Origin of the sequence: Danxiaibacter flavus, assembly GCF_041060425.1 — a bacterium.
GTDB classification, from domain to species: Bacteria; Bacteroidota; Bacteroidia; order Chitinophagales; family Chitinophagaceae; genus Danxiaibacter; species Danxiaibacter flavus.
This window is the reverse complement of record NZ_JAULBC010000008.1, coordinates 365,124-382,592: the sequence shown is the minus strand read 5'-3', so window position 1 is coordinate 382,592 and position 17,469 is coordinate 365,124. Positions and strand designations below refer to the sequence as shown.

At 40.7% G+C, this 17,469-nt stretch carries 16 protein-coding genes; 4 read left to right on the top strand and 12 right to left on the bottom strand.

Annotated elements, in window-relative coordinates; all coding sequences use genetic code 11:
• Positions 1–123 precede the first annotated feature (123 nt).
• Positions 124–1,524: a class II fumarate hydratase gene (gene fumC / locus QTN47_RS23190; RefSeq protein ID WP_369331824.1), complete on the bottom strand. Its 1,401-nt coding sequence runs from the start codon at positions 1,522–1,524 to the stop codon at positions 124–126.
• A gap of 103 nt (positions 1,525–1,627) precedes the next feature.
• Positions 1,628–2,008 (bottom strand): DUF4783 domain-containing protein, encoded by a 381-nt coding sequence (locus tag QTN47_RS23185; RefSeq protein ID WP_369331823.1) that lies wholly within the window; start codon positions 2,006–2,008, stop codon positions 1,628–1,630.
• A gap of 125 nt (positions 2,009–2,133) precedes the next feature.
• Between QTN47_RS23185 and gpmI the strand changes: the two genes are divergently transcribed.
• Complete coding sequence (gene gpmI, locus QTN47_RS23180; protein ID WP_369331822.1) at positions 2,134–3,663, top strand: 2,3-bisphosphoglycerate-independent phosphoglycerate mutase; 1,530 nt, start codon at positions 2,134–2,136, stop codon at positions 3,661–3,663.
• Between the two features lie 472 nt (positions 3,664–4,135).
• Entirely contained in the window at positions 4,136–4,768 is a 633-nt protein-coding gene (gene yihA / locus QTN47_RS23175) for a ribosome biogenesis GTP-binding protein YihA/YsxC (protein WP_369331821.1), read from the top strand.
• Between the two features lie 80 nt (positions 4,769–4,848).
• On the opposite strand, the gene QTN47_RS23170 is transcribed toward yihA, so the two are convergent.
• From QTN47_RS23170 to QTN47_RS23135, 8 genes are all read right to left on the bottom strand, one after another.
• Positions 4,849–5,538 (bottom strand): GIN domain-containing protein, encoded by a 690-nt coding sequence (locus QTN47_RS23170; RefSeq protein ID WP_369331820.1) that lies wholly within the window; start codon positions 5,536–5,538, stop codon positions 4,849–4,851.
• A gap of 1,138 nt (positions 5,539–6,676) precedes the next feature.
• Positions 6,677–8,509: an STN and carboxypeptidase regulatory-like domain-containing protein gene (locus QTN47_RS23165; protein ID WP_369331819.1), complete on the bottom strand. Its 1,833-nt coding sequence runs from the start codon at positions 8,507–8,509 to the stop codon at positions 6,677–6,679.
• Between the two features lie 14 nt (positions 8,510–8,523).
• Complete coding sequence (locus QTN47_RS23160; protein ID WP_369331818.1) at positions 8,524–9,516, bottom strand: FecR domain-containing protein; 993 nt, start codon at positions 9,514–9,516, stop codon at positions 8,524–8,526.
• 11 nt (positions 9,517–9,527) lie between these two features.
• Positions 9,528–10,145, bottom strand: a complete 618-nt coding sequence (locus QTN47_RS23155; protein ID WP_369331817.1) for an RNA polymerase sigma-70 factor — start codon at positions 10,143–10,145, stop codon at positions 9,528–9,530.
• 138 nt (positions 10,146–10,283) lie between these two features.
• Positions 10,284–10,676 (bottom strand): hypothetical protein, encoded by a 393-nt coding sequence (locus QTN47_RS23150; RefSeq protein WP_369331816.1) that lies wholly within the window; start codon positions 10,674–10,676, stop codon positions 10,284–10,286.
• A 158-nt stretch (positions 10,677–10,834) separates the two neighbouring features.
• Positions 10,835–11,308: a ribonuclease H-like YkuK family protein gene (locus tag QTN47_RS23145; protein ID WP_369331815.1), complete on the bottom strand. Its 474-nt coding sequence runs from the start codon at positions 11,306–11,308 to the stop codon at positions 10,835–10,837.
• A 316-nt stretch (positions 11,309–11,624) separates the two neighbouring features.
• Complete coding sequence (locus QTN47_RS23140) at positions 11,625–12,089, bottom strand: Lrp/AsnC ligand binding domain-containing protein (RefSeq protein ID WP_369331814.1); 465 nt, start codon at positions 12,087–12,089, stop codon at positions 11,625–11,627.
• A 461-nt stretch (positions 12,090–12,550) separates the two neighbouring features.
• Complete coding sequence (locus tag QTN47_RS23135; RefSeq protein ID WP_369331813.1) at positions 12,551–12,952, bottom strand: hypothetical protein; 402 nt, start codon at positions 12,950–12,952, stop codon at positions 12,551–12,553.
• Positions 12,953–13,510: 558 nt separating this feature from the next.
• On the opposite strand from QTN47_RS23135, the gene QTN47_RS23130 reads away from it, so the two are divergent.
• Entirely contained in the window at positions 13,511–14,443 is a 933-nt protein-coding gene (locus tag QTN47_RS23130) for a hypothetical protein (protein WP_369331812.1), read from the top strand.
• Between the two features lie 363 nt (positions 14,444–14,806).
• Here the strand turns inward: QTN47_RS23130 and QTN47_RS23125 are convergent, their stop codons facing one another.
• On the bottom strand, positions 14,807–15,136 hold the full coding sequence (locus tag QTN47_RS23125; RefSeq protein ID WP_369331811.1) for a GYD domain-containing protein: 330 nt from the start codon (positions 15,134–15,136) through the stop codon (positions 14,807–14,809).
• A gap of 242 nt (positions 15,137–15,378) precedes the next feature.
• Positions 15,379–16,332: a methylenetetrahydrofolate reductase [NAD(P)H] gene (gene metF / locus QTN47_RS23120; protein WP_369331810.1), complete on the bottom strand. Its 954-nt coding sequence runs from the start codon at positions 16,330–16,332 to the stop codon at positions 15,379–15,381.
• Positions 16,333–16,567: 235 nt separating this feature from the next.
• On the opposite strand from metF, the gene lptB reads away from it, so the two are divergent.
• Complete coding sequence (gene lptB, locus QTN47_RS23115) at positions 16,568–17,371, top strand: LPS export ABC transporter ATP-binding protein (protein ID WP_369331809.1); 804 nt, start codon at positions 16,568–16,570, stop codon at positions 17,369–17,371.
• Positions 17,372–17,469 lie beyond the last annotated feature (98 nt).

Genomic DNA, 17,469 nt, shown 5'->3' with positions numbered 1-17,469 from the left:
CTACCAAATTAAGCATTCCTGACTCATAACTTCTCTTTTTCTTAACCCTCGGTTAAGCCCCAAAAATAAGCTGCATCTTTTTTTGGATGCAGCCTACTTCTATTGAGTTATTTGAACTGAGAACTATTTCAACTCTCCAACCATTTTAATCGGATCAACCCATGCATCAAATTCTTCTGAAGTCAGATAGCCAAGTTTCAATGCCATTTCTTTTAGCGTCGTTCCTTCCTTGTGTGCTTTCTGCGCAATTTCAGCCGCCTTATAGTAACCGATCTTAGTATTTAACGCGGTAACCAGCATCAGGCTGTTATCGACATGTTTTTTGATGTTTGCTTCAATCGGCTCAATTCCTTCCGCACATTTATCGTTGAATGATATGCAGCCTTCACCGATCAGTCTTGCGCTATGCAGGAAGTTGAAGATCATCACCGGTTTAAACACATTCAGTTCAAAATGACCGGTAGCACCGCCGATATTGATAGCAACATCATTACCCAATACCTGCGCCGCGATCATTGTTAAAGCTTCGCACTGTGTAGGATTTACTTTTCCGGGCATGATAGAAGAACCCGGCTCATTGTCAGGAATATGGATTTCGCCGATGCCGCTGCGTGGACCACTGGACAGCATACGAACATCATTTCCTATTTTCATCAGGCTAACAGCAACAGTCTTCAGTGCGCCGTGTGCCTCCACAATAGCATCGTGAGCAGCAAGTGCCTCGAATTTATTTTCAGCAGTAATGAAAGGCAAGCCAGTTAATTCAGCAATTTTCTTAGCAACCAGTTCAGAATAGCCAGCCGGCGTATTAATTCCTGTACCTACCGCAGTTCCGCCAAGAGCCAGTTCACTCAGATGTGCCAGTGAATTTTTGATCGCTTTCAGGCCATGCGTAAGTTGTGCAACATAACCACTGAACTCCTGGCCAAGGGTTAACGGCGTTGCATCCATAAAGTGCGTACGGCCAATCTTCACAACGTGCATGAATTTTTTGCTTTTTTCAGCAAGGGTATCACGCAGTTTTTCAATACCTGGAATTGTTGTCTCTACCAGCATTTTATATGCAGCAATGTGCATTGCGGTAGGAAATGTATCATTAGAAGACTGGGATTTGTTTACATCATCATTCGGGTGAACGAATTTATCCTTATCAGTAAGCTGACCGCCGTTTAACACGTGTGCACGGTAAGCAACCACTTCATTCACGTTCATGTTGCTTTGGGTGCCGCTCCCTGTTTGCCAAACCACCAGCGGAAACTGATCATCCAGTTTTCCTTCCAGTATCTCATCACAAACTTTGGCGATGGCGTCCTTTTTTTCAACCGGCAATACATTCAACTCAAAATTCGCTAAAGCTGCTGCTTTTTTCAAATAAGCAAAAGCCTGGATAATTGGCTTGGGCATCTTATTAATATCCTGCGCAATTTTAAAGTTCTCGATGCTGCGTTGTGTCTGAGCACCCCAATAAACCTGGGCGGGTACCTGCACTTCGCCCATAGTATCTTTTTCTATGCGGTAATCCATATAGCTAAAATTTTGGCGCAAAGGTAGGGATTCATTCATCTGAGCGTGTGATAAATATCAAGGTGTGCTTACAAAAAATCCCGCCGTAGTGGCGGGATCTAAATTAGTTGATCCGGATGGTTATTATCGAGAGCTTATCGCCCCGGTTCTTCATCATCAGCGTAATGTTGTAGCCGTTAGCATTATTTTTTAGTTTTCCGGCCATATACATTGTTCCGCTCATTTCCCGCTGAGAAGTGAGTTCAAAATCATTTATGCGATTTTGGGTAAAGAAGTCCTTCAGCGTAATAGTTGCCTGATTTTTTCCTATTCCTTTCACTTCATCTTTTCCGGGGAGTTTAACATCAATAATGTTATCAAAATAAGCGCTCAGCATATCAGCGTTGCCTTTTTTCAATGCATTAACAATTCCGTCACTATCAGTAGATATGCTAAAAGAGCATAATACCATTACCAACCCCGCCGCGTACAAAAAACTTTTCATTTTTTATTTTGATCTTATTTGGAGCTAAAAATATGCCAATTACTCATATTAAACAAAAGCCTTAACAGATGGTAAACAAAAATTCAAAATTCATGTGTAGCTTAGCGCAGCAAAATTCATAGCGCATGGAAAATAATAAAAAAGCAATACTGATCATTATGGACGGTTGGGGTCTTGGAAAGGTTAAGGCAGCCGATGCCATACAGAACGCCAATGTTCCTTTTGTGAGCAGTCTTTATAGCAAATACCCTAATACAACCTTAGTTACATGTGGTGAAGCAGTAGGTTTGCCCGACGGACAAATGGGTAACAGTGAAGTAGGACATTTAAACCTGGGCGCAGGACGCATAGTTTACCAGGAATTACAAAGAATTAATGTTGCAATACGTGATGGTGAATTCTTCAAAAATGAAGTTTTGTTAAAATCTATCCGTTATGCAAAAGAAAATAAAAAGCCGTTCCATTTATTGGGGCTGGTGAGTGATGGTGGCGTGCACTCACACATCAATCACTTAAAAGCTTTAACAACGCTTTGCAAGAATGAAGGCCTGGAAGAAGTTTACATCCACGCATTTACTGATGGCCGTGATACCGACCCAAAAAGCGGTCTTGGTTTTATAAAGGAATTGCAGGAGCATTTGAATTCAAGCACCGGCAAAATTGCAACTGTTAGCGGCCGTTATTATGCAATGGACCGTGACAAACGATGGGAAAGAGTTAAGCTTGCTTATGATGCTATTGCAAAAGGTGAAGGACCAAAAGCAACTGATGCTATTGCGGCGATTGAACAATCTTATGCAGCAGATATAACAGATGAATTTATTAAACCAATTGTGATTGTAAATGAAGCGCAGCAACCACTGGCCACCATTAAGGATGGCGATGTTGCACTTTGCTTCAATTTCCGCACTGACCGTTGCCGCGAAATTACACAAGTGCTTACGCAGCAGGATTTCCCTGATTTTGGTATGCACAAGCTGAACTTGCACTACACAACCATGACGGAATATGACAAAACATTCCAGCATGTTGAGGTAGTGTTTGAAAATGACAACCTGAACAACACACTTGGACAGGTGCTGGAAGCCAATGGCAAGAAACAGATCCGCATTGCTGAAACTGAAAAGTATCCGCACGTTACATTCTTTTTCAGCGGAGGAAGGGAGACGCCATTTGAAGGTGAAAGCCGCATACTGGCAGCATCTCCTAAAGTTGCCACTTATGACCTTCAGCCAGAGATGAGCGCTTACGAATTGACAGATAAACTTGTTCCTGAAATTGAAAAAGAATCTGCTGATTTTATTGTGCTCAACTATGCAAATACCGACATGGTGGGCCACACAGGTGTTTTTCCTGCGGTAGTAAAAGCTGCTGAAACAGTTGACAAATGTGTTGAGCGTGTTGTTACCGCTGCACTGGCGCATGGTTATACTATCTTCCTGACAGCAGACCATGGCAATGCTGACTACATGGTAAATCCTGATGGTTCTCCTAACACAGCACACTCTTTAAACCTGGTTCCTCTGTTTGTAATTGACAAGAACTGGCACGGCACAGTGAAGCCCGGCAAATTAGGGGATATTGCTCCATCAATATTAACTATGATGGGATTGCCAATACCTCCGGAAATGAAAGGCGATGTGCTTGTGAGTTAATTGATAATGGAGAATTGACAATTGACAATGAAGTGTCGTTTAATTAAAGTTTTAATTCTCCAGCGCACACAAACTGTCACGATCAGATCAATATTCGGGAGACCTCTCCTATCGTCGAGATGACGATGCGGTTGTGAACTTCCCCAGATCGTGCGGCATCAGTGTTGCAATCACTTTTTCTGATAAGCCAGGATCGTCATGTCGACGATAGGAGACATCACCCAAGGTTGATGATGCTTGTTTGACTTAAATGACATCGAATTGAAAAGGAAGAACCATTTTGGTCCATTCGCAATATTTCTTTTAAAGAACCCGGTTAAATGCCGGGTTTCTTTTTTGAAGGTTCGGGCTACGTAAAACTTATCACGTACAACGTATAACTAATACACTACTTTTGCTGCCAGGGTTTCTTAAACACGTTCTACGTAAAAAACGTACAACGTATAACTTATAACTTACAACGTAGAACGTAATGGTTATTAAAAAAGCGAACTATCTTATTTCCAGCCCTTCGGTTGAAAAATGCCCGAAGGCTGACAGGCCCGAATATGCTTTTATAGGCAGAAGTAACGTGGGCAAATCGTCGCTGATAAACATGTTGTGCAATAATAGTACGCTTGCAAAAACCTCCGCCGCACCGGGAAAAACACAACTGATCAATCATTACGATATTGAAAGTAAAGCCAGCATTAAAGCCGCTACAAAAAGCAAATGGTACCTGGTTGATTTGCCAGGATATGGCTATGCCAAACGCTCTCAGTCCGAGAGGAATAAGTGGGAAAAAATGATCGAAGATTATTTGCGTAAACGGGACAACCTTGTAAATATTTTTGTGCTGATAGACAGTCGCCATGAGCCACAAGCCATCGATCTCGAATTTGTAAATAAACTGGGCGAATGGCAGGTGCCTTTCACGTTGGTTTTTACGAAAGCCGATAAAGAAAAGCCAAAAGCACTGGAAAGGCATGTAAAGAATTTTTTAGATGCTATGCGGGAGACATGGCAGTTCCTTCCTCAAAGTTTTATTACCAGTGCGGAAAAGAAAACGGGAAGAGAGGAAGTGCTTACGTTTATTGATAGTTGTAATAAGAAAGTGGAACAGTAGAACAAAGTCAAAAGTAAAAAGTCAAAAACTTGCATAACTTAAAATCCATTTGTAAGCAATCCTGACTTCGAGGAGCAGAATTATTTCTTTACTACTTTACCACTTCCGCTAACGGAGACATCAAGCGAAGGACTTCCCCAATAATAGATGTTTCCCGAGCCGGAAATGTGAGCTGTGAGATTATCAGAACAACTTAGTTCGATGGTGCCTGAACCGCTGATATGGGTTGTAGCTTTCTTTGTTTTGAACTCAGCACCATTTACGTTTCCTGAACCACTCATTGATATATCGGCATTTGCATAACTTGAAACAACAGACACATTATTGGAACCGCTTAAATCGAGCGATAAAGAATTACCGTTAAACCCATTTACGGAAAGTTCGCCGGAACCACTCAACATTGCTTTATCAAACGCCGGAACCATTATAGCAATTTCTATGTTGTCGTTTTTTATATGGGTATTGTTTTTATATCCAACTTCAAGAATTCCATTGCGCACATTAGTTTCAAAGTAAGGCAACAAATTTTCATAGCCTGTTAATGTGAGTTGTTGAGTTGTACCATACGTTACAGTTACCTTGTTATTTCCGCTTACTGAGATGCCATGCAATGGATCGGCATTCCGGGTTTGAGAGATAATACTACCACTTCCGGTTACACGATCTTTTGTACAGCTTGTTGCAGTAAGTATAATTATCGTTATTATGTAAAATAAAGGTTGGATGATGAAGTTCTTTATCGCGGACCCTGATTGTTTAGTCGTCGTCATTTTTGGTGTGTTTAATAGAACAGGTTGATATTTGCATGATTGACAATCGAGGGATGAGTTCCCCCTATTGCTTCAGTGAATTTTCCTGGTTTATGTATGGTTAATGTCCTACGGACAATAAGAACTTATGCGTCTACAGTTCTATTGAGCTTAATGCCCTACGGGCAAGACCGGCCTGCAAGGTTCTCAATAATCTTCGGGTTTATTTTCGCCGCATGGAATTGTTTACTTCGGGTAAGGCTGCCTACTTAGATATTAAACAACCTTCGGGTTTCTCTTTTCCCCGCAGAGGATTAAGCTTAATAGTTTTTTCACGTAGTTATTTAATTCAACAGTTCTTGCCGCTATTCGGTTGCGAAAAGCGACATGTTGTTTTTCCCCGTAGGGGATTAAGCTCAATAGAATCAACCATGAAGATGGCCAGCATTGCCCGTAGGGCATTAACCGCTATCAATTTCTCAAAAAATTCAATAACCTGACCTTCAGCCGATTTCCCGCAACTGTTTTGTATCTGTCAGAGTCACTATTCACAATCAACTTTCTTTTCGCTCGAAATGACGATGATATCGAAAGCTTCCGAATTCAAGCAACTGCCAGTGCCTTGCGTAACAAACAGTTTGCATGTTGTTCTTTTCCCCGTAGGGGATTAAGCTCAATAGAGACACACCATAAGGGGAACAGCATTGCCCGTAGGGCATTAACCTTGTGCGCTATCAGATTCTCACAAAATTCAACAGCTCAATTTTCGGAAGATTTCCCGCGACGGTTTTATAGCTACCGATTTCACTAAACACAATCAACCTATTTCCGCTCGAAATGACGATATGCATCGGAACTCTTTCAAAAATCAAACGGCTGTCAACGACCTAAGTGATAAACAGTTTGCATGTTGTTCTTTCCCCGTAGGGGATTAAGCTCAATAGAATCAACCATGAAGATGACCAGCATTGCCCGTAGGGCATTAACCGCTATCAATTTCTCACAAAATTCAATAACCTGACCTTCAGCCGATTTCCCGCAACTGTTTTGTATCTGTCAGAGTCACTATTCTCAATCAACTTTCTTTTCGCTCGAAATGACGATGACAGCCCACACTTCAATAATGTTGAAAGTTAGTTTCGGAAGACAAGCGACTCACTTAAAAAATATGTATTCCCGCATTCCACCCAACCCATCCGGTTAGATGATCATTCTTGAAATCAAATTGATGATAGCCGGATGGCGGCGTTACAGATTTGTATTCACTTGAAGCAGCATTTTGATCTCCATAATAAATATTCAACACGGGACCTGCATAGATGGAGAAATACTTGCCAATCTTAAAATTCGCATTCAGCGTAAGTTTGTTTAATGAATTGTATTCGTCCCAGGCACCTTTGTACAGGTATTGCGTTGTTAACTCAGGATTAATTGAAAACATTCTGCCAATCCCGATTTCCGTTCCCAAACCATATCCGAATGAATATAATTTTTCATTTGCATTGGTGCTCATTCCGCCAAGCAAAATGCTATACAGTTTTCTGTTGCCTGATTTGAATGCCACGTTCAATTGCATCAATTCGTTTGTAGATATCCCGATCTTATGATACCCTCTTCTCACAAAATTGATCAGACCAATGCTATACCCATCAGATGTATCTGCAAAATTGATCAGGCCGATCTGCACTCCCTTCAACGATTTCGCATAGTTAAATACACCTGCAATCTGAACACCTTTCAAATCTTCGTGTGTAATGTTAACTATACCTGCGGTCTGAACACCTTTTGTATAATTGGTGAAATTACCAATACCTGCAACCTGCACACCCTTAACACTATTGGTCGCATGATTGTAAATACCAGCTACCTGAACACCACTCGCGTCACTGTGCACAAGATTGCTGATACCAGCTACTTGCACACCCGATTGATCATGCAAAACAAGGTTATGAATACCTGCTACCTGCACTCCCGCCACTGACCCTCCTACAATATTGAATACACCAGCCACCTGAACATATCGTGCATCTTTCTTATTGATGTTGAATAAACCGCCTATTTCAACACCTTCTGTTCCACCTGTATAACCGCCCAATACGTTCAACGAAAAGTTATTTACAACCTGCGGACTTAACTTTCCATGTGAACTCAATCCGGGAGTCAGCGAAACCTGGAATGGGCGTTCCGCAATGATCTTCTTTAAATTGAGACTTTGAATCCTTTGTTTGGATGTAAGAAAAAACTTCCCCAATACAGTCTTTTCAACCTTAACAGAATCCTGCTTTACAAATGTGTACTCAGTCTCCGTGCTGTCAGTTTTCACTTTTACAATTACAGAATCCGGAAGGGAATAATCTTCCGGGCTGATTGTTACAGGCACTTCTATTGGTGTGATGGCTATCGTTAGCTGCTGGCTTTGTTTAGAGGCTAGATTAACTGTAGTGTCTTCATACAATTCTTTACTGATGGTTATTTCAGCAGTCCGATACTTGCTTTTTAACTTCAGTTTGAAGAAGCCTGTTTCATCACTTAACGCCGAAGCCAGTTGATGCTTTTCATAGATGCTGGCATCACTTATCTTTTCTCCTGTTTCTTCATTTATAATATATCCGCTAATGGTATATTGTTTATCCGCTACAATCTGTGTGGTTACGACTGTGACACGCGCGGGAGCTTTTTTTATAATGATGTAATTGCCGTTTTCTTTGTACTCATATCCTTTGAGCAAAACATCCAGCACCTGCTTTACAGTCTTATTAACTACTTTAAGGCTTACTACGCTATCTTTTCTGATGATATTGCTGCTGTAGGAAAAATAGAAGTTGCCTTTATTGCTAAGTACGCCCAATACATCTTCCAGCTTTTCATTGTGCACTTCAAATGACACTTGCTTATTCAGCTGGCTTTGCGCCACAGCGCTACATGCTATGCAAACAATGATGCCAATAGTTATCCCAAGCCGTTTTTTTAACCGGCAAAAAAATTGTTCCATCTTAATTTCCTGTTTTATTCAAGAATGATCTGGCCGTCTTTATGAACTACCGAAATATTAAATGTGTCACTGATTATTTCGATAATATGATCCAGGGTTTCGTTATCAAATGTGGTTGTGAGTGAAAGTTTTTTCAGTTCATCTTTTGCGATAATTATATGTACTCCGTAAGCCTCGTTCAGCATTTCAACCAAACGTTCCAGCGACGTATTATCACAAATAAATTTCTTGCTTCTGTAGTAGTTGTACAGTTCATCCGTTAAAGGTTGCTTTGTAAAAGATGAATCTTGCGCATCGGTTACTATTTTCTCTTTGGGCCTCAGCTCAGTTATCTTTCCGTTCTTTATTACCTGCACTACACCAGTTTCTACGATAACTTCTGTCTTGCCATTAAAGCTTCTTATATTAAATGAAGTGCCAACCACTTTTACAGTAATGTCATTCACCGTAATCAAAAAAGGTGACTGCTTGTTTGGTGTTATGTTGAAGAAAGCCTCTCCTTCCAGTGTCACAGAGCGGTTGTCTTTATTAAACCTCGACGGATAGTAAAGTTTTGAATGCTTATTCAGTGTCACTACGGAAGCATCTGGCAATGTATCATTGATCACTTCATTTACAGTCGCGATTTGCAGTGTCTCAACTGGCTTTGGCTTAAAAATGTACAGATATGTTATTGCAGATCCGGCAATTACAAAAAACATTGCAGCAGCAATTTTTAGCCAGGTATTTCGTTTAGTCTTTTTACGAGGGAGCTCAACAATGGCCGCGCCGGGCTTCTGATTGATGCGTTGCTGAAACCGTTTCCACGCCTCATGTTCGTCCATCGTACTTTTAGCCGCCAGGTCAAGGCTTTTTTCCCATATCAACCTGAAATCGTTATAATATTTCCTGTTCTCTGCGCCTTCATTTATCCATTGATTCAATACCTGTTCCTCGTCCGGTGTTATTTCTCCGGCAAGGTATTTAACCAGCAGATCATCAATCATATCGTTCGAAAAATGTTTCAATCAACGTAGGTTTAAAATAGGCAGTGAATAAAAATAAGCAATGGCAGAAAATCAGCCAGTTTTGTTCTGAGTATCCGCAACGCTTTACCCATTTGGTTTTCAACCGTTTTTACCGAGATACCCAACACTTTTGCAATTTCCCGGTACTTTAACTCCTCAAACCTGCTTAGTTGAAAAACAGTTCTGCACTGTTCTGGTAAATCATTCAAAGCTTCCTGTAATTTTTGTTGCAGCTCGGCTCTCGCATGACTATGATCTGCATGCCCGTTACCTGCTGATTGCATGGTATGTGCGGCATGCAATTGGTAGACCTTTCTTACATTTCCATGTTTTATATGATTCATGCATTCATTGTGTACGGCTCTGTATAAATAGGCACTGAGAGAAGATTGAACATTAATATTGCTCTTGCTGTTCCAAAGTTTAAAGAATACATTCTGAACCACTTCCTCGCTTGTTGCATCGTTTTTAAGAATATTGCAGGCATAGGCATGCAGATTTTTAAAATAGGCTTTAAAAACCTGTTCAAAGGCTTGTTCATTGCCATTGATCAAAGATTGCACAAGTGCATTGTCGCTATACTCCAAAATAAATGTTTGACAAGATGTACCAAGTGCAACTGCATTCACTTTAAATCCTTTTCAATAGTAACAGTCCAAAAGAAAGTTACCCCTATGCAGTGCTTAATTTTTTTTATGGCGCAAAATTATTCAAGCCCCGGGAAAATGATGTTGATTTTACACCACTGGTTAAAATCGCAGATGAGTTTAGTTGCAGTTTTTTAGTTGCCTGAGCGACTGGATGAAGTACTGGAAGCCATTTCCAGGATGATCATTGGATCTAAGTACAAGTGTATCATTGAGAAACTGAGCCTGAAAACTGCTGTCTGACTTGCCAATGCGTAAAGTCAGCGTCCCTTTTGAATAAAAGTAACTGCCGCAAATACGGGCGCCGTCTCTCTGGCGCAGGTAGGTATCAGGCGCAAAACGGAAATAGTAGTCAGCCGAATCTTTCTGTATAAAATAAGCATTAGCCTTGCCTGCCCTTTCGCCCACATATTTCCATGTACCGCTTATTTCATTTAACGGCAGAGAATGATCCTCCTTGCTGCATGAGCCGAAACAAAAGACAAAAAGAGATAAAAGGAGCAGTTTATACATGGTTGATATTCTTTCTTAATAGATATCTTACAGCAGTAAAATGTTGCCGGGATGAGTTGTATTTTTTTAGGGCCGAGTGTCAATTTCAAAAAGTATAGGGGAAAGGATATCATGCAACCTGCCGGGACAGATTGTGCACAGAGCGATGTTGAGCTCAATTAGTTGCAAACTTTATCCGCGCAGCAACTACTGGCGAAGGCCTCCGGTTTCGCTTTAAACGCGAAGCCCATACCAAGAATATAACCCATGGCTTCACGCAAAGCGTCATTGCTTTTAAACTGAGGATTTGTGTTGATATCAGCATGAACTTCCATGTCAATATCATACTGAATAAACAGGTTGCACAATTCGTATGCAATTTCAATGCTTTTAGCAACTTCAACCAGCATACGTTCCTTGATGTTGTACTTGTGCCTTGTTTTTTCATTGTGGATGTACATAAATCCACCATTGTGCTCCCTCAAAAAAACAATTACCGTGGCAAATTCTGTTTCCTCACCCTTTACCTGGCTATCAGTTCCTATGCAAACTTTCAATCGAACGCCCTTTGCATACTCTCTTTTTATAGCCTCTTCTACCGCATTTTTGATAGGTAAATGGATGGTTTCTCCGTTAAACTTTCTCCAACGCATAAAAATTAAAGGTTTGCTTGAAGTTACACATTAAATAAATGGGAAGAGCGAAGAAAATGATAAGTTATGGTTAAGGGGGAGAGGCGTGAGGCTTGAGGTATAAGGCTTGAGGCGGTAGACGAAGGCTTCGGGTATGGAATGTGAATAATAACAAAAAGTGTCCGGCATTTTCGGTGCGGGACACTTCTGGCGTTCGTTAAACCATATAGCTCATGCCTTAAACCTTCCTCTTCATACATCAACGTTAGGCATTAGACCTTATTCCTTCTGCCTCATACCTCAGGCCTCAAGCCTCATTCCTTCCACCCTGATCCTCTCACTCGCTGCTAACCAACACATTCCGGCTAAAACTTTCATCTAGCGAGATAAAGGTCTCCGTTCGCTCTATGCCTTTTATTTTCTGGAGTTCATCGTGTAAAACAAAGCGGAGCTGCTGAATGTCTTTGCAAACAATCTCAGCAAACATGCTGTAATTTCCTGTTGTGTAGTTAAGGCGAACAATCTGCGGGATTTTTCTTAATTCTTTGGCAACGGAATCATATAAAGAGCTTTTTTCGAGATAAATACCGATGAAAGCTATAACATCGTAACCTAAAGATTTTAAATCTACATTGAGTTTAGTACCTTTAACAATACCGAACTCCTGTAGCTTTTTAATGCGGACATGGATTGTGCCCCCTGAAACAAATAGCTTTTTACCGAGATCCGCGTAGGAAATTTCTGCGTTTTCCATCATTTCCTGGATAATCTGGAAGTCAAGTTTGTCTAAATTAAATTTCACGGGTTTATTTTGTTTAAAATTAAATAAAATCTAACCAAAACACCAATTTATTAAATAATTTCAATACTTAGAAAAAAATCTTTGAAATATTTGCAATAAGTGAGTTTATCTCTTTAATATTGCATTCTCAAAGAAACGGAAAAAGTTCTTTTATACTGTGGGGTGATGAAATTTTGGCAGACATGCCCTCTCGTCTCGGGGGTGAGGACAACAGGATAAACTAAGCATAGAGTCGACCTACTCTCGAGTTCGGCCGACCGGGGTTGACCACCAGACTTTGTACTTTAGCCAACTGCCTCGTGTAGGTTCGACTCCTACCCCTACAGCAATTTAAAAAGCCTTGTAAATTGATTTACAAGGCTTTTTTGTTTTTTGGCAATCCTAAAATTCCGTGGATTTACAGCTGTTGTGGCTCCGAAATGTTTCGTCTCGATACTCACAAACACACAAGAAGTTTCTGTTCATCTTACATCAACGGTGTCCGACTGCATTACATTCCCTTTAAAAACAAAATCAAGAATATATTGGCCAGAAGAGGTTGTTAATAAAACGTACGTGGTGTCCATTATCCATTCCATTGCGTTCACAGAACCGGCTCCATGCGTTATGATAGTTGCAGGCGCTGCAATAAGAAAATGATTTTTTGACTTTTCCACTGTTCGAAAGCCCTGAAAATTGATGGGATAAGAGGTTGTCGAATACATAAGCTGAACTTTTGAGGTAATTGGCAGTCCTGCCTCTACGTTTTTGGGAGTTTCTATAGTTCCCCACTCTAATTGAACTGATATTGTTTTTTTGCAGCTGAAAAGAACCAGCAGGATTATCGCTCCAATATAAATATTGTAATTCTGGTAATCTTTCATAAAAAGGATCTATTTCAAGAGAATACTACTCCCGGGTTGTTGATCAATAAATAATTACACGAATTATCACAATTAATGTAAATGTTTACAAATTGACTTACTGCTAATATATTAGCATGCATCAGTTTACGCAATAAGCGGAGATTAAATTAAGATTAGCAACGTCTACTTTAACCTTTTCGTAACTGCTGCCCGGCCCCCAAGGACCTGCTGCACCAGGAAGTTTACGATTGCCTTTCACTCATACAATTAAAGCAAAATCGGCGGCATATGATCTTCCCAAACACACGGGTAGAAGAGTAATGGTATTAGCTCAAACAAAGTTTACAAGCCAAAAAACATTAATTATATTTAAGTTCCATTCTTAACAATGCAACGTTTTAGTACATGCATGAAAGCACACATAATGTTACTCATTCCAACCCTACATCAAGGTCAGCAGCCAATCATTCTCCGTCAGGCGGGATTTCAACCAGTGCGATACCTGCTTTTCAACATATCAAACTAAAGGAATTGCAAGGCAACGATAATGCTCAACCCCACGATATTCCCACGCAATTGAAAATCATTCAAACCCTGGAGAATATTTCCGCTGTTCCGGGCACTGAAAAGGGCAACGGTATTATACAACGGCTGACATTTAAAGAAGGGGAAACAAAAATCGGGGATATGACCGGTGAAAACTTTAAAAAAAATCTACAGTCCTTCTCATTGGAAAATTCATCGGACGTCGAGGAGGATGTAGAAGATAAAACTAAGCCTGATATACCAGCTGAAGCTCTTGCATCATTCAATGCAATAAAAGTGAAACTGGGCACACTCGGTTGGCAACTGAGGAAAACAGAAGATCGCGACCATTGTTACACGGAAGTGATACGCCATTACTGGTCAGATCCTGAAAAAGAGGAAGGCAAAGAACCAAACTATGATGTTCCTGCGTACATGCTTAACGAGAAAACCAACGATCAGGTCATTCCCGGTGATCAGGTAGAGAAAATTGTTTATTATAATCCTGATTGCCCATTGATTGATCTTATACACGAAATGGATCACGTAGAACAGCAGGAAAAAACTAAAGAAAAAACAGGGAATTATCGCTATACAACCTGGGACGCATGGGAATGGGGCGGAAAACAATATGAACAAACATCGCCGAGTGTATCTTCCGCTTTTTATTCAGACGAGCATATCGCTTTCCAGTCTTTGGTTAATCAAAAATTAGGGTTTAGTGAACTAGAACTGTCCAAAGGACAAAATGAATTTGCAGAATATCATAATTACATGAGGGAATTTCTACGCTATTGTGCTTGGGGTGCCGGAGACTCCGACAAACAAAAGATTGTCGCCAAAGTAAATGAACACCGGGACAAGGCTAAAGAATTTGCATCGGAAAATGAAAAGGATCCATTCATTGCAGCCTGTGAGTCCATTAAACCCATTGCTGAATTGGAATCGGAATATGCACTAGCACAAAGCCAAAAGGATAAATAAATGATTGCCAAATTCACTCGTCCGACAAAGAGAAACACACTTTAACTCGTCAGTTACTTTTTGCGATAGCCCATTTCGTTAACCGCAAGTGCAGCATAAGTCAGTGCTTGGTAATTCAGCCGAACTGTATCCGGACTTTACAGAAGAGCAGCCCCAAAACAAGCATTTGTCTCTAAGTTCCCGACACAATCGGGCAAAAATTAATCGACACGTGATCCTGTGGAACACTCGCTCCAGAAGGGAACAAAATCTTTCCATAAGACTTAATCAAGCCTTACCCAATCGTTATTTTACACACCCGGTATTCTTTGTCTTACACGTCTTACACGTCTTACGATCTTACGATCTTACTGTCTTACGGTCTTATTTCCCCGGCGCGCGATATCCCGAAAGGCCCGCCCCCTTTTTCATAGCATCTACAGCTTCTTCCGAAGTTATAAGTATCGTCGTCTTTTGTGTTTTAAATGCACCGCCCGCGGCTATTGCAACCGAAAACGCAGCGGCGCTTACATTGTCTGGCAATTCAACAACCAGAAAAACATCATATTCCCCGAAACAAAAATAACCAGACTCAACTTTGCCACCGAGGCTTTCAATGACAGGACGGACAACTTCAATTCTGTTTTCGGGCTTGTTTACCAATGCTTTCCATGCTTCGGGTGAATAGGAACCCTGCAGTAAAAAGTGGGCCATGTTTGTTGTATTTTAATTGTGAAAAATCAAGGTAACGACGAAAGGTTGCAGCAGTTCAGTCCAAGCCGGAATATCGAATATGTGTATAGGTTACAGATTAAAGCCTTAAGAAAGTTACAACACACTTTTAAAATTTGCTAGTCTTTGGTAAGCGTATAAAAAATTTAAGCAAATCTCAATGTGGTGCAACAAAAAACCCGAAGCGTTGCTCCGGGTTCGTTCTCAATTTTTATAATTTCAGCTTATACCAACTCTTTCACTACATTTCTGATGATCTGAGGCTTACCTAGTGTATAGTAATGTAATACAGGCACACCGAACGCCTTTAATTCTTTACTCTGTTGAATCAGCCATTCGGTACCAACCTGCTCACAATCCGCATCGGTCTTACATTTAAGAATTTCATTGGAGAGTTCAGTCGGCAATTCCACCTGGAAAATCCTTGGCAGTACAGACAATTGTTTTTTGTTGCTGATGGGTTTTAATCCCGGGATGATCGGCACGTTAATACCAGCCTGCTTGCAAGCTTCCACAAAAGCAAAATACTTCTTGTTATCGAAGAACATTTGGGTCATTACATATTCAGCACCAGCATCAACCTTTTCCTTCAAACGTTGCAAATCCGTCTGAAGATTGGGTGCTTCAAAGTGTTTTTCAGGATAACCGGCCACACCAATACAAAACTTTGTTTTTCCTCCGTTCAGAATGTCTTCATCAATATAAATTCCGTTATTTAAATTAGACACTTGTTTGAGCAGATCAATGGCGTAGCGGTGCCCGCCTGCTTCCGGCTCAAAAAAAGTTTCATTTTTTGCAGCATCTCCACGCAGCACCAGCACGTTATCTATGCCAAGGAAATTAAGATCTATCAGGGCATCTTCTGTTTCACGTCGCGTAAAGCCGCCGCAGATGATATGTGGCACAGCATCAACATGATAATGGTTCATTATGGCAGCACAAATACCAACAGTACCGGGTCTTTTACGCACCTCCACTTTTTCAAAACTTCCGTCTGCCTTCTTTTTGAACATTGTTTCTGTTCTATGATAGGTAACATTTATCCAGGAAGGTTTAAACTCCATCAATGGATCCAGGTGGTCATAAATCGATGCAATACTTTTACCTTTCAGAGGGGGCAAAATCTCAAACGAAACCAATGTGTCTTTTGCCTGCGCAATGTGATCTGTAACTTTCATCTCTTTCTATAAAATTGTTGCAATATACATTAGCCAACGCTTTTATCTACATATCTAATAAAGTAAAATCTGATTGATGATTGGACCAATCAATGCATATAGCTGAAAGTCAATAGTTAATTCGTTAACCAAAATACAAATATTGATATCAGAACCAGGCTAAGTACCTTTATATACCTTTATTGGCAACCTTATTCAAACACTTCATTTATTTTTGTCCAAATTACATCCACGAGTGAGTTTAACTATACATACAAAGAATCTGGTCAAGACCTATAGCAGCAGAACTGTAGTTAACAATGTATCAGTGAACGTAAAGCAGGGAGAGATTGTGGGTTTGCTGGGTCCTAACGGAGCCGGTAAAACTACCACCTTCTATATGGTTGTTGGCTTAATAAAGCCCGATGAAGGTGAAGTTTTTCTTGATGAGATAGACATCACCAAACTGCCCATGTACAAGCGCGCTCAAATGGGTATCGGTTATTTGCCACAGGAAGCCAGTGTATTCAGGAAACTGAGTGTGGAAGACAATATTATGGCAGTGCTTGAAATGACCAATTTAACCCGGCAGGAAAGAAAAGACAAGCTTGAATCGTTACTGGATGAATTTCACCTGCATCATGTACGCAAAAACAATGGCGACAGCCTGAGTGGAGGGGAAAGAAGGAGAACCGAGATAGCCAGGGCACTTGCTGTGGACCCCAAATTCATACTATTGGATGAGCCTTTTGCAGGTGTTGACCCCATCGCGGTTGAGGACATTCAAAGCGTTGTCGCCAGATTGAAATATAAAAACATCGGTATATTAATCACCGACCATAACGTAAACGAAACATTATCTATTTGCGACAGAGCATATCTGCTCATAGATGGTAAAATATTTAAACACGGAACTGCGGAAGAACTTGCTGCTAATGAACAGGTTCGCCGCTTATACCTTGGAACAAACTTTGAGCTAAGGCGCAAAGACTGGATCATTGAGATGGGTAAAAACGACAGCGTTGCACATCTCGCCAAAGACAGCAGCAAAGCTGAATAAAGCAATCAGCCAAAGATTCAGGCCAGGCATTTTTTCTATAGTCAGAATAAGCATAAATTCTGCTTACAGACATAAAAGATAAACGGATATCTTGCTCA